The sequence below is a fragment of the Nocardioides sambongensis genome (assembly GCF_006494815.1).
In the GTDB taxonomy this organism is placed as follows: Bacteria; Actinomycetota; Actinomycetes; order Propionibacteriales; family Nocardioidaceae; genus Nocardioides; species Nocardioides sambongensis.
In genome coordinates, this window is sequence record NZ_CP041091.1 from 904,461 (window position 1) to 917,343 (window position 12,883).

Sequence of the window (12,883 nt, forward strand, 5' to 3'; positions counted from 1 at the left end):
GGCGGCACCTGAGAGGGTGGGCACATGGAGCTGCGCGTCTTCACCGAACCCCAGCAGGGAGCCACCTACGACGATCTCCTCCGGGTGGCACTGGCCGCCGAGGAGCTCGGCTTCGGAGCGTTCTTCCGCTCCGACCACTACTCGCCGATGGGGGTGGAGGGGCTGCCCGGCTCCACCGACGCCTGGACCACCCTCGCCGGACTGGCCCGGGACACCAGCACGATCCGCCTCGGCACGATGATGACCAGCGCGACCTTCCGGCACCCCGGGGTGCTCGCGATCCAGGTCGCGCAGGTGGACCAGATGAGCGGCGGACGGGTCGAGCTGGGCATCGGCGCCGGGTGGTTCGAGACCGAGCACACCGCCTACGGCATCCCGTTCCCCAGCACCGCCGAGCGGTTCGAGCGCTACGGCGAGCAGCTCGAGCTGATCACCGGGCTCTGGTCGACGCCGGTGGGGGAGACCTACGACTTCGACGGCACCCACTACCGGCTGGCCGACTCGCCGGCGCTCCCGAAGCCGGCGCAGACCGTCGGGCGTCGCGGCGGGCCGCCCGTTCTGATCGGCGGGCGGGGCAGGAAGCAGACCCCTGCCCTGGCTGCCGCCTACGCCGACGAGTTCAACCTGCCGTTCGTGGACGAGGAGTTTACCGCCCTCCAGTTCGGCCGCGTCCGCGAGGCGTGCGAGCGGATCGAGCGGGACCCGGCGACCATGACCTGGTCCAACGCGCTGGTGCTCTGCGTCGGCGCGGACGAGGCCGAGCTCGCCCGGCGGGCAGCGACCATCGGGCGCGACGTCGCCGATCTCCGGGAGAACGGCCTGGCCGGCACCCCGGCCGAGGTGATCGACAAGATCGGGCGCTTCGGCGACCTCGGCGCGCAGCGCATCTACCTGCAGACCCTCGACCTCACCGACCTCGACCACCTGCGCCTGGTGGCCGAGGAGGTGCTGCCGCACGTGTGAGCCGGTGCGCCCACCGGCGGCAAGGCGAGCCGACGCCGGTCCCGGTCGCCGGACCGGATAGCCTGGGGAGCATGACTTCTGCACCTTCCGGCACCGATCGGTCAGCGTCCGTCGGGACCGGCCGGTCAGCGCCGTTCGGGACCGTGCTGACCGCCATGGTCACGCCGTTCCACCCGGACGGCTCCGTCGACCTGGACGGGGTGCAGAAGGTCGCCCGGCACCTGGTCGAGAACGGCCACGACGGCCTGGTCGTCTCCGGCACCACGGGCGAGTCCGCCACCACCACCAAGGAGGAGGACGGCGAGATCCTCGCCGCCGTCCGGGACGCGGTCGGCGACCGGGTCCGGCTGGTGGCCGGCGTCGGCACCAACGACACCAACACCTCGCTCTTCCTGGCCCGGCAGGCCGCGAAGAACGGCGCCGACGGCGTGCTGCTGGTCACCCCGTACTACAACAAGCCGGGCCAGCGCGGTGTGCTGCACCACTTCCAGCAGGTCGTCGAGGCCGCCGAGCTCCCGGTGATGCTCTACGACGTGCCCGGCCGCACCGGCACCCAGATCGCCTACGAGACCTACCAGGTCGCGGCGCAGTGGGACCCGGTGGTGGCGGTCAAAGACGCGGTCGGCGACCTGGCCCGCGGGCTGCGGCTGCAGGACCTCGGCCTCGCGGTCTACTCCGGTGACGACGAGCTGAACCTCGCCTGGCTCGCTCACGGCGCGGTCGGCTTCGTCTCCGTCGCCGGCCACGTGGTCGGCAACGAGCTGCGCGAGATGCACGACGTCTTCGCGACCGACCCGACCCGGGCCCGCGCCGTCTTCGCCCGGATACTGCCGGCGATCGAGGCGATCATGGGCGCCCCCAACTACGGGGCGACCACCGCCAAGGCGGCGCTCGAGCTCGCCGGGGTGCTGGAGAGTCGACGGGTCCGATCCCCGTTGGTCGAGCTGGACGACGCCGAGCTCGCCGACCTGCGCGCCGGCCTGACCGCGGCGGGGGTGCTCCGATGAGCCACCCGCACCCCGAGCTGAGCGCACCTCCGGCACTGCCCGCCGGCGGCCTGCGGGTGATCCCGCTCGGCGGCCTCGGCGAGGTCGGCCGCAACATGACGGTCTTCGAGTACGACGGCCGCCTGCTGATCGTCGACTGCGGGGTGCTGTTCCCCGACGACCACCAGCCCGGTGTCGACCTGATCCTCCCCGACTTCGGACCGATCCGGGACCGCCTCGACGACATCGAGGCGCTCGTGCTGACCCATGGCCACGAGGATCACATCGGGGCGACGCCGTACCTGCTGCGTGAGCGGCGGGACATCCCGCTGGTCGGCTCGGAGCTGACCCTGGCCCTGGTCAACGCCAAGATCCGCGAGCACCGGATCAAGCAGACGCCGTTCCACACGGTCAAGGAGGGCGACCGGATCAGCTTCGGGCCCTTCGAGCTCGAGTTCGTCGCGGTCAACCACTCCATCCCGGACGCGCTGGCGGTCGCGATCCGCACCGGTGCGGGCATGGTGCTGCACACCGGCGACTTCAAGATGGACCAGCTGCCGCTCGACGGCCGGATCACCGACCTGCGCGCGTTCGCCCGGCTGGGGGAGGAGGGCGTGGACCTCTTCCTGACCGACTCCACCAATGCCGAGGTGCCCGGCTTCACCACCGCCGAGCGGAAGATCACCCCGGTCCTGGACCAGGTCTTCCGCGAGTCCGCCCAGCGGATCATCGTCGCCTGCTTCGCCTCCCACGTGCACCGGGTGCAGCAGGTCCTCGACACCGCGGCCGCCCACGGGCGCAAGGTCGCCTACGTCGGCCGCTCGATGGTCCGCAACATGGGCGTCGCCCGCGACCTCGGCTACCTGAAGGTCCCGCCGGGCGTGATGGTCGACGCCAAGCAGCTCGCGGACCTGCCGCCGGAGAAGCAGGTGCTGATCTCCACCGGGTCCCAGGGCGAGCCGTTGAGTGCGTTGGCGCGCATCGCCCAGCGCAACCACAACTTCGTCCACCTGCAGGAGGGCGACACCGTGGTGCTCGCCTCCAGCCTGATCCCCGGCAACGAGAACGCGGTCTACCGGGTGATCAACGGCCTGGCCCGCCACGGCGCCCGTGTGGTGCACAAGAGCAACGCTCTGGTCCACGTCTCCGGTCACGCCAGCGCCGGCGAGCTGCTCTACTGCTACAACATCGTCAAGCCGCGCAACGTCCTCCCGGTCCACGGCGAGGTCCGGCACATGCTCGCCAACGGCGAGCTGGCCAGCCAGACCGGCGTGGAGAACGTGGTCTACGCCGAGGACGGCGTGGTCGTCGACCTGGTCGACGGCGTCGCCTCGGTGGTCGGCAAGGTCGACTGCGGCTACGTCTTCGTCGATGGCCAGTCGGTCGGCGACGTCACCGAGTCCGAGCTGAAGGACCGCCGGATCCTCGGCGAGGAGGGCTTCATCTCGGTGATCGTGGTGATCGACTCCGTCGCGGGGAAGGTCTCGGCCGGACCGGAGATCCATGCCCGCGGCCACGCCTGGGCCGACTCGGACTTCGAGCAGATCAAGGCGCCGATCATCGACGCGGTGAACTTCCAGCTCTCCGAGGGCAACACCGACACCTACCAGCTGCAGCAGACCGTGCGGCGCACCATCGGCCGTTGGGTGAGCAACGCCCACAAGCGGCGGCCGATGATCATCCCGGTGGTCGTCGAGGCCTGAGTGGCGGTGCGGGTTTCACCGGTCAGCCGGTGAAACCCGCACGACACGCCGATGCGCCCCGGCGTGTCGCGCGGGTTTTGGCGGTCGGCCGGTGAAACCCGCACACCGCCACGACCCCGAGACCCACCAACCCTCGACGCACACTTGAGCCTCCGCGTGTTGTGGCTGTGACTCAAGTGGCTTGTGGGTAGGTTGTGAGCATGGCGACCCGTACGTCTTCCCCGACGGCGTCGCGCAGCAGGTCAACGTCCTCCAGCCGCTCCACCAGCGCCCGGAAGTCGCCCAGCTCGCGGTCCCGTAGTACGAGCAACAAGTCCCGTGCCAAGAAGAGCACGGCGAAGCGGCCTGCCCCGCGCGCGGTGCGCAACGGGTCAGGTCCGGTTGCGCAGTTCTTCACCGCGCTCTTCCGCGGCCTCGCCGCGGTCTGGCTGGGAGTGGCCCACGGTCTCGGCGCCGTGGTGCGAGGGATCGTCGGGGGTGCCAAGGAGATCGAGCCCGAGCAGCGCCGTGACGGCGTCGGGCTGCTGTTGTGCGGACTCGCCGTCATCGTCGGCGCGGCCGTCTGGTTCCAGGTCTCCGGCGGCTTCATGGAGTTCGTCCGCACCGTGGTGTCCGGGAGCGTCGGCAAGATCGGCTGGTTGGTTCCGCTGCTGGTGATGCTGGCCGGCTGGCGGGTGATGCGCGACCCGGTCCACAACGGCCCGGTGGGCCGTCAGGTGATCGGTTGGACCGCGCTCGCGTTCGGCATCCTCGGCATCGTCCACATCGCCAACGGCAGCCCCGAGCCGATCGACGGCGACACCATGCCGCTGCGCGACGGCGGCGGCGCCATCGGGTACGTCGTCTCCGCGCTGCTGCTCGACCTGCTGCGCTCGCCGTACGTGGTGGTGCCGCTGCTGGCGCTGCTCTCCTTCTTCGGCGTCCTGGTGATCACCGCGACGCCCCTCTACCGGGTGCCGGACCGTCTGCGCGACCTCTCCCACCACCTCTTCGGCCACCCCGACGACGACCGCAGCGCCGCCCGCAGGCCCGACCTCGAGGACACCTTCGAGCGCTCCGGCGACCCGGCCTACGACAGCCCGGTGCTGACCGAGCCGAAGAAGAAGCGCCGCACCCGGAAGGTCGACCCCGCGGTCGAGGAGTCGATGGAGCTCAAGGAGCCGATCCCGGCCGACACCGGGATCTCCGACGCCCTCGATGTCGCGGCCGCCGCCGGCGCGGCTGCGGTCGCCGACCAGACCAACACCGCCGAGAACAAGGTGGCCGACACCGACGGCGGGATCGAGCCGCCGCCGCACTCCCCGCTGCCGCAGCGGGTCGAGCAGCTCGCCCTCTCCGGCGACATCGTCTACACCCTCCCCGACGCCGGCGTGCTCAAGCCCGGCGACCCGCACCGGGCCCGCTCGGCGGCCAGCGACGAGGTGGTGCGACGGCTGCAGGGCGTCCTCGACGAGTTCAACGTCGACGCCCAGGTCACCGGCTACACCCGGGGGCCGACGGTCACCCGCTACGAGATCGAGCTCGGCAGCGGCGTGAAGGTCGAGAAGATCACGAACATCCAGAAGAACATCGCCTACGCGGTGGCCACCTCGGACGTGATGATCCTCAGCCCGATCCCCGGCAAGTCCGCGGTGGGCGTGGAGATCCCCAACAGCGACAAGGAGATCGTCTCGCTGGGCGACGTCCTGCGCTCCAACGTCGCCCGCAACGACCATCACCCGCTGATCTCCGGCCTCGGCAAGGACGTGGAGGGCGGGTTCGTCGTCGCGAACCTGGCGAAGATGCCGCACCTGCTCGTGGCCGGTGCGACCGGCTCGGGCAAGTCGAGCTTCATCAACTCGATGATCACCTCGGTGCTGATGCGGTCCACGCCGGACGAGGTCCGGATGATCATGGTCGACCCGAAGCGCGTCGAGCTGAACGCCTACGAGGGCGTGCCGCACCTGATCACCCCGATCATCACCAACCCCAAGAAGGCCGCCGAGGCGCTGGAGTGGGTCTGCCGCGAGATGGACATGCGGTACGACGACCTCGCCAACTTCGGCTTCCGGCACATCAACGACTTCAACAAGGCGGTCCGCGACGGCCGGGTCGAGGCGCCGGCGGGCAGCGAGCGGGTGCTGACGCCGTACCCCTACCTGCTGGTGATCGTCGACGAGCTCGCCGACCTGATGATGGTGGCACCGCGCGACGTGGAGTCCTCGATCGTCCGGATCACCCAGCTCGCGCGCGCGGCCGGCATCCACCTGGTGCTGGCCACCCAGCGCCCGTCGGTCGACGTGGTGACCGGCCTGATCAAGGCCAACGTGCCCTCGCGTCTCGCCTTCGCGACCTCCAGCCTCGCCGACAGCCGGGTCATCCTGGACACGCCGGGCGCGGAGAAGCTGGTCGGCCAGGGCGATGGCCTCTTCCTGCCGATGGGCGCCTCGAAGCCGATCCGGGTCCAAGGGTCCTGGGTCGACGAGAAGGAGATCCATCAGGTCGTCAAGCACTGCAAGGGCCAGCTCGAGCCGACGTACCGCGAGGACGTGACGGCACCCTCGGGCGGCAAGAAGGTGCTCGACGACGACATCGGGGACGACCTGGACCTGGTGGTCCAGGCGATCGAGCTGGTGGTCTCCACCCAGTTCGGCTCGACCTCGATGCTGCAGCGCAAGCTGCGGGTCGGCTTCGCGAAGGCCGGCCGACTCATGGACATCATGGAGAGTCGCGGCGTGGTCGGCCCCAGCGAGGGGTCGAAGGCGCGCGATGTCCTGGTGAAGCCCGACGAGCTCGATTCCGTCCTGATGACCATCCAGGGGGAGGCGTGAACGACATGACCGATGAGTTCACCGACACCGATCACTCCAACGACGAGAACACCGGCCGGACCGGGGCGGAGCACGACGGGTCCTCGGATGCTCCCGAGACCGGTGACGCCGCCGGGCCGCGGATCGAGGTGCGTCGCAACGTCGCCCTCGCCGCCACCACCGGCGGCCTCGCGGCGGTGCTCGCGATCGCGTTCGCGGTCCGGGCCTTCGGCGGCGGCAGCACACTCGACTGGCTCTCCCTGGGCGTCACCCTGATCGTCGCCCTGGTGCATCTCGCGGCCATCCTCGACGCCCGGGCTCCGCTGCTCGTCGTGGACGAGCACGGCGTCCGGGTGCGCAAGGGCGCGTCCTGGCAGGGCATCGCCTGGTCGGAGCTGGACTGCCTGGAGCACCTGCCCCGACGCGGGCTCTTCCGCGACGGCCACGTGCTCGTCGCCGGGTACGACGACCGCCAGCTGATCGTTCCGCTGACCCTGGCCACGCGGGTGGTCGGCGCGGACGACCAGACCCTCAGCGACGCCCTGGCGGCGCTGGCCGCGGGCCGTGCCGACGTGGTCGAGGTGGTGCCCGGCCTCGACGAGGGCGACACCGGCGGCCCGGACGCCGAGCACGCCGACGAGTCCGGTGACCCCGACCGGCCCGACCAGACCGACCAGACCGACCAGACCGACCAGACCGACCATGGTGACCACACCGACGACGGCCCGACGGCCGGCGGCGCGGGGTGGTCCGAGAACGACCCGACGGCGGAGCGTCCGGCGGTGACCGACGACCACCCGCGCCCGGAGCAGAACGAGGCCACCGCGCCGGTCATCGCGCCGACGCCCGCCACCAACGGCCCGACCACAGACGCGACCACATCCCCGACCACCGGCCCGGACGTCGACGCGGTGGTCGCCCCGCAGCGCCCGACCGTCTACTCCGCCCGGGTGGAGTACCCCTCCTCCCACGAGCCACGGGCGACCGGGCGGGAGACCGGCGCACCCGCGGAGGACACCACCACGGTGGTGCTCGAGGACCTGGCGGTGCAGCCTGCGCGTCACCCGGTGATCGGCCCGCAGGTGAAGGCCGCCCGGGAGCGGCTGCGTCTCAGCGTCGACCAGCTCTCCGAGCGCACCCGGATCCGCCCGCACGTGATCGAGGCGATCGAGGTCGACGACTTCGCGCCCTGCGGCGGCGACTTCTACGCCCGCGGCCACCTGCGCACGCTGGCGCGGGTCCTTGGCGTCGACGTCACCGGCCTGATCGTCACCTACGACGAGAACTACGCCGACGCGCCGGTCGACCCGCGACGGGTCTTCGAGTCCGAGCTGGCGACCGGGGTCGGCGGATCGATCCGCGGCACCCGCGGCGGCCGGAACTGGTCGGTGATGGTGGCCGCGGTGATGGCCGCGGTGCTGGTCTGGTCGTTGGCCAGCCTGCTGATGAGCAACCCGCAGCCGGTGGGCGACACGCCCGTGCTGAACCAGAGCGGCGGCATCGTCAGGAGCGACCAGAAGGCCGAGACCGTGACCCTGGTGCTGACCGCGGCCGGCGGCGGCGCCCAGGTCCAGGTCCGGGACGGTGGGGGCGACACGGTGTTCGACGGGCAGCTCGCCTTCGGGCAGTCCTCCGAGCTCGACCTCCCCGCACCGGTCCGGATCACCAGCAGCGACGGCTCGGTCACCTACTCGTTGGACGGCGCGGACGCCAAGCCGCTGGGCAAGACCGGCGAGGAGACCACCAAGACCCTCGTGGCGCCCTGATCCGTCTGCCGCGCCAGTTCGGCACGCGGACCCGCGGCGCGCCATACTTCACGTTAACCATGACAGCCTCGACACCGCAGCCCTTGTCCGTCGCGATGCTCACCCTCGGGTGCGCCCGCAACGACGTCGACTCCGAGGAGCTCGCCGGGCGGCTGGCCGCCGACGGGTTCACCCTGGTCGAGGACCCCGAGGACGCCGACACCGTGGTGGTCAACACCTGCGGCTTCGTCGACGCCGCCAAGAAGGACTCGATCGACACCCTGCTGGCGGCCTCGGACCTCAAGGAGACCGGACGCCCCCAGGCGGTCGTCGCCGTGGGCTGCCTCGCCGAGCGGTACGGCGAGCAGCTCGCCGACTCGCTCCCGGAGGCGGACGCGGTCCTGGGCTTCGACGACTACGGCGACATCGCCGGGCGGCTCCGGGCGATCGTCGCCGGCGAGCGTCCGCATCCGCACACCCCGCGCGACCGCCGCCTGCTGCTGCCGATCTCACCGGCGGAGCGGCAGGGCGTCGAGGCGCCCGTGGCGGGCGCCTCCGGCACCCGCACCCGGCTCGACTCGGGCCCGATGGCGCCGCTGAAGCTCGCCAACGGGTGCGACCGCCGGTGCACCTTCTGCGCGATCCCGATGTTCCGCGGCTCCTTCGTCTCCCGCCGACCCTCCGAGGTCCTCGACGAGGCCCGGTGGCTGGCCGGGGAGGGCGTCAAGGAGCTGTTCCTGGTCTCGGAGAACTCCACCTCCTACGGCAAGGACCTCGGCGACCTCCGGCTGCTGGAGACGCTGCTGCCCGAGCTCACCGCGATCGACGGGATCGAGCGGGTCCGGGTCTCCTACCTCCAGCCCGCCGAGACCCGTCCCGGCCTGATCGAGGCGATCGCGACCACCCCCGGCGTGGCGCCCTACTTCGACCTCTCCTTCCAGCACGCCAGCGCGACGGTGCTGCGACGGATGCGCCGCTTCGGCGACCCGGAGAGCTTCCTGGGGCTCCTGGACCGGGCTCGGGCGCTGGCGCCGCGGGCCGGCGTACGGTCCAACGTCATCGTCGGCTTCCCTGGCGAGACCGAGGAGGAGTTCGCGACGCTGTGCGACTTCCTGGTCGCGGCCCGGATGGACGTCACCGGTGTGTTCGGCTACTCCGACGAGGACGGCACCGAGGCGGAGTCGTTCGACGGCAAGCTGGACGAGGACGAGATCGCGGCGCGGGTCAACCACCTCAACGATCTCGTCGCCGAGCTCAACGCCCAACGCGCCACGGAGCGGATCGGCGAGGAGGTCGTGGTGCTCGTGGAGGACGCCCACCCCGAGGACGGCGTACCGGGGGAGGTCGAGGGACGTGCCGCGCACCAGGGCCCCGAGGTCGACGGAACCACCCGGGTGCTCGACGCGGGTGCCGTGGTCGGGGACCTGGTCGCCGCCGTCGTCGTCGACACCGACGGCGTGGACCTGATCGCCCGTGCGCACGTCGCCGCGGGCGCGGAAGGAGACCGATGACGGAGAACACCCCGGCGGCGGACGACGCGCCGAGCAACTGGAACATCCCGAACGCGCTCACCACGCTGCGGATCGTCATGGTGCCGTTCTTCGGATGGGCGCTGCTCTACGACGGTGGCGACTCGGTCACCGCGCGCGTCATCGCCTGGGCGATCTTCTTCGTCGCGATGGTCACCGACAAGATCGACGGCGACATCGCCCGCGCCCGCGGGTTGGTCACCGACTTCGGCAAGATCGCCGACCCGATCGCGGACAAGGCGATCACCGGCATGGCTTTCATCGGCCTGTCGATCGTCGGCGACATCTGGTGGTGGGTGACCATCGTGGTGCTGGTCCGCGAGTGGTCGGTGACCCTGTTGCGCCTCTCGGTGCTGAAGCGGGTGGTGATCCCCGCCGCGCAGATCGGCAAGTGGAAGACCACCGTGCAGGCGCTGGCGCTCGGACTCCTCGTGCTGCCGCTGCGACAGGTCTCCGGAGGACTCGCCGACGTCGGCGAGGTGATCTTCTACCTCGCCCAGGCACTGCTCGCGGTCGCGGTCGCGCTGACCCTGTGGAGCGGGTACGACTTCTTCCGCGAGGTGTGGCGGCAGCGGGACGATCTTCGGGAACCGGCCGCCGACTGAGAAGGTCTTTTCCGGAGCGCAGGACATACGGGCGACCCGTGTTCGTCATCAAACTGTTGCTCCGAGTTCCGGCGTGACCCTTGCGGGGCCACCCTGGGGCGGGTCTAGGGTCAGGTTCCCGCCGGCCGCTGATCGGTGACCGACGGGATCTCGGGATCCCATCCGCTGTCACGAACTCGGAGTCACCGCCACATCATGAAGAACGCGTCACGTCTGGGGGCCGGCCTTCTCGGGCTCGGTCTCGCAGTGCCCACACTCGCCATCCTCGGGTCGGCCCCCGCCTCGGCGGCCGACCCGGTCACGGTCAACCTCCTCAACATCAACGACTTCCACGGTCGGATCGACGCCAACACCACGAAGTTCGCCACCACGGTGGAGCAGCTGCGTGCCGGCGCCGGTGAGGACAACACGCTGTTCCTCTCCGCCGGGGACAACATCGGCGCGTCGTTGTTCGCCTCCAGCTATCAGCAGGACCAGCCGACGATCGATGTGCTCAACGCGCTCGACCTCGCCGGTTCGGCGGTCGGCAACCACGAGTTCGACAAGGGGATCGACGACCTGACCGGTCGGGTGTCCGACGCCGCGGACTGGGGCTACCTCGGGGCCAACGTCTACGAGGAGGGCACGCAGACGCCGGTCCTCGACGAGTACGCGACCTACGAGGTGGCCGGTCTCACCGTCGGCGTGATCGGCACGGTGACCCAGGAGACGCCGACGCTGGTGTCGCCCGCCGGTGTGGCCGACCTCGACTTCGGCAACGCGGTCGAGGCCACCAACCGGGTCGCGGCCCAGCTCTCGGACGGCGACGAGGCCAACGGCGAGGCCGACGTGATCGTCGCCGAGTTCCACGCGGGTGCGGGGGCCGGCACGCCGGACGGCTCGACCCTGGAGGACGAGGTGGACGCGGGCGGCGAGTTCGCCGACATCGTCGAGAACACCTCGCCCGAGGTGGACGCGATCTTCACCGGTCACACCCACAAGCAGTACGCATGGGACGCCCCGGTCCCCGGCACCGACGGGACCCGTCCGATCCTGCAGACCGGGTCGTACGGCGAGAACATCGGTCAGATCGAGCTGAGCGTCGACCCCGACACCGGTGAGGTCGTCGACTACACCGGCCAGAACGTCGCCCGCGTGGCGACCGCCGACACCACCACCTACCCGCGGGTGGCCGAGGTCGACCAGATCGTCACCCAGGCGCTCGCCGATGCCGCCGTGGTCGGCAACCAGAAGATCGCCGACATCACCGGCGACATCACCACGGCCTTCTCCGGCGGTGACTACGTCAACGGCGTCTACACCGGTGCCGGCCCGAACCCGACCACCGGCCGCGACGACCGCAGCCGCGAGTCCACCATCGGCGGTCTGGTCGCGAACGCGCTCCGGGACGGAGTGTCCGACGTGGCCGACGTCGACCTCGGGCTGACCAACCCCGGCGGCCTGCGCGCCGAGCTGCTCTACGCGGGGGACACCAGCACGAACCCGCAGAACACCGACGGCGTGGTCACCTTCGCCGAGGCGAACTCCGTGCTGCCGTTCAGCAACACCATCGCGGTGGTCACCCTCAGCGGCGCGGACCTGAAGGCCGTCCTCGAGCAGCAGTGGCAGCCGGCCGCGGCCGACCGTCCCTACCTGCAGCTCGGTCTCTCGGACAACGTCCACGTCGTGGCCGACCCCACCCGGAGCGAGGGCTCGCGGATCGTGTCGGTGACGATCGACGGTGAGCTGCTCGATCCCGCGGCCGAGTACGCGGTCTCCACGTTCTCCTTCCTGGCGGCCGGCGGCGACAACTTCACCGCGTTCACCGAGGGCGACTACGTCGACACCGGCTTCCTGGACGCGGAGATGTGGCGCAGCTACCTGGCCGACAGCTCCCCGATCTCGCCGGAGTTCGCCCGCCAGCAGGTGTTCACCAGCGGTTTCCCGACCGCGACCACGCCGGGTGCGACGGTCAGCGCCGAGCTCGGAGTCGGTGCCACCACCGCGCCGGTCTTCCCGGTCAACGCCAAGTCGCTCGACCTGACGTCCCTCGGCTCCCGGAGAACACCACGGTGTCGCTCTCGCTGACCAAGGGCAGCCAGGTGGTCGACCTCGGCGAGGTCGACGTCACCGACGGCATCGCGCCGGTCGAGTTCGTCGCCCCGGCGGTCGGCGAGTGGACGCTGGTGGCCACCGCGGAGCCCAGCGGCACCGAGGTCCAGGTCCCGGTCCGAGTGGCCAAGGCCGACGCGAAGATCACCTCGATCCGGGTCACGCCGAAGAAGGTGATCGCCCAGAAGACCAAGGCCGGCGTCACCGTGCGGGTCCGCTCGGCCGGTGACTTCGCCAACGGCAAGGTGCAGATCAAGGCGGCGGGCAAGACCTACACCCAGAAGCTCCGGGACGGCGTCGCACGCTTCACCCTGAAGAGGTTCAAGAAGCCCGGCAAGGCCACCCTCCGGGTGACCTACCTGGGTGACGACGCCACCACGATGGCGCGGGACTCGGTGTCCTTCCGGGTCGTGAAGAAGAACAAGAAGAAGTAGCACCCGCGGGCCTCCAGCGCCCGCTCCCGCCGCTGCGC

General features: G+C 70.9%; 9 protein-coding genes. All 9 read left to right on the forward strand.

The window, feature by feature from the left end; all coding sequences use genetic code 11:
* Positions 1 to 24 precede the first annotated feature (24 nt).
* Positions 25 to 963: an LLM class F420-dependent oxidoreductase gene (locus FIV43_RS04170; RefSeq protein ID WP_141013116.1), complete on the forward strand. Its 939-nt coding sequence runs from the start codon at positions 25 to 27 to the stop codon at positions 961 to 963.
* A gap of 71 nt (positions 964 to 1,034) precedes the next feature.
* The gene (gene dapA / locus FIV43_RS04175) at positions 1,035 to 1,970 is read left to right on the forward strand and encodes a 4-hydroxy-tetrahydrodipicolinate synthase (protein WP_141013117.1); all 936 of its coding nucleotides are present in this window, start codon (positions 1,035 to 1,037) and stop codon (positions 1,968 to 1,970) included.
* Entirely contained in the window at positions 1,967 to 3,652 is a 1,686-nt protein-coding gene (locus FIV43_RS04180; RefSeq protein WP_141013118.1) for a ribonuclease J, read from the forward strand. The genes dapA and FIV43_RS04180 overlap by 4 nt, the downstream gene beginning before the upstream one ends.
* Positions 3,653 to 3,852: 200 nt before the next feature.
* Positions 3,853 to 6,462 (forward strand): DNA translocase FtsK, encoded by a 2,610-nt coding sequence (locus tag FIV43_RS04185; RefSeq protein WP_181407678.1) that lies wholly within the window; start codon positions 3,853 to 3,855, stop codon positions 6,460 to 6,462.
* Between the two features lie 5 nt (positions 6,463 to 6,467).
* Positions 6,468 to 8,207: a helix-turn-helix domain-containing protein gene (locus FIV43_RS04190; RefSeq protein WP_231123923.1), complete on the forward strand. Its 1,740-nt coding sequence runs from the start codon at positions 6,468 to 6,470 to the stop codon at positions 8,205 to 8,207.
* Between the two features lie 83 nt (positions 8,208 to 8,290).
* Positions 8,291 to 9,697 carry a 30S ribosomal protein S12 methylthiotransferase RimO gene (gene rimO, locus FIV43_RS04195; protein ID WP_196781062.1) on the forward strand — a complete coding sequence of 469 codons (1,407 nt, stop codon included), beginning with the start codon at positions 8,291 to 8,293 and terminating at the stop codon, positions 9,695 to 9,697.
* Positions 9,694 to 10,320, forward strand: a complete 627-nt coding sequence (gene pgsA, locus FIV43_RS04200) for a CDP-diacylglycerol--glycerol-3-phosphate 3-phosphatidyltransferase (RefSeq protein WP_141013121.1) — start codon at positions 9,694 to 9,696, stop codon at positions 10,318 to 10,320. The genes rimO and pgsA overlap by 4 nt, the downstream gene beginning before the upstream one ends.
* A 246-nt stretch (positions 10,321 to 10,566) precedes the next feature.
* Positions 10,567 to 12,387 (forward strand): bifunctional metallophosphatase/5'-nucleotidase, encoded by a 1,821-nt coding sequence (locus FIV43_RS04205; protein WP_196780974.1) that lies wholly within the window; start codon positions 10,567 to 10,569, stop codon positions 12,385 to 12,387.
* A complete protein-coding gene (locus FIV43_RS04210; protein WP_141013123.1) occupies positions 12,372 to 12,845 on the forward strand; it encodes an Ig-like domain repeat protein in 474 nt (157 codons plus the stop codon). The genes FIV43_RS04205 and FIV43_RS04210 overlap by 16 nt, the downstream gene beginning before the upstream one ends.
* The last annotated feature ends 38 nt before the right edge of the window (positions 12,846 to 12,883 follow it).

Excerpts from the sequence above, each read along its gene's own strand:
- FIV43_RS04180 (WP_141013118.1), top strand. The coding sequence starts at position 1,967 with ATGAGCCACCCGCACCCCGAGCTGAGCGCACCTCCGGCACTGCCCGCC.
- FIV43_RS04170 (WP_141013116.1), top strand. The coding sequence starts at position 25 with ATGGAGCTGCGCGTCTTCACCGAACCCCAGCAGGGAGCCACCTACGAC.
- FIV43_RS04190 (WP_231123923.1), top strand. The coding sequence starts at position 6,468 with ATGACCGATGAGTTCACCGACACCGATCACTCCAACGACGAGAACACC.
- pgsA (WP_141013121.1), top strand. The coding sequence starts at position 9,694 with ATGACGGAGAACACCCCGGCGGCGGACGACGCGCCGAGCAACTGGAAC.
- dapA (WP_141013117.1), top strand. The coding sequence starts at position 1,035 with ATGACTTCTGCACCTTCCGGCACCGATCGGTCAGCGTCCGTCGGGACC.
- FIV43_RS04185 (WP_181407678.1), top strand. The coding sequence starts at position 3,853 with ATGGCGACCCGTACGTCTTCCCCGACGGCGTCGCGCAGCAGGTCAACG.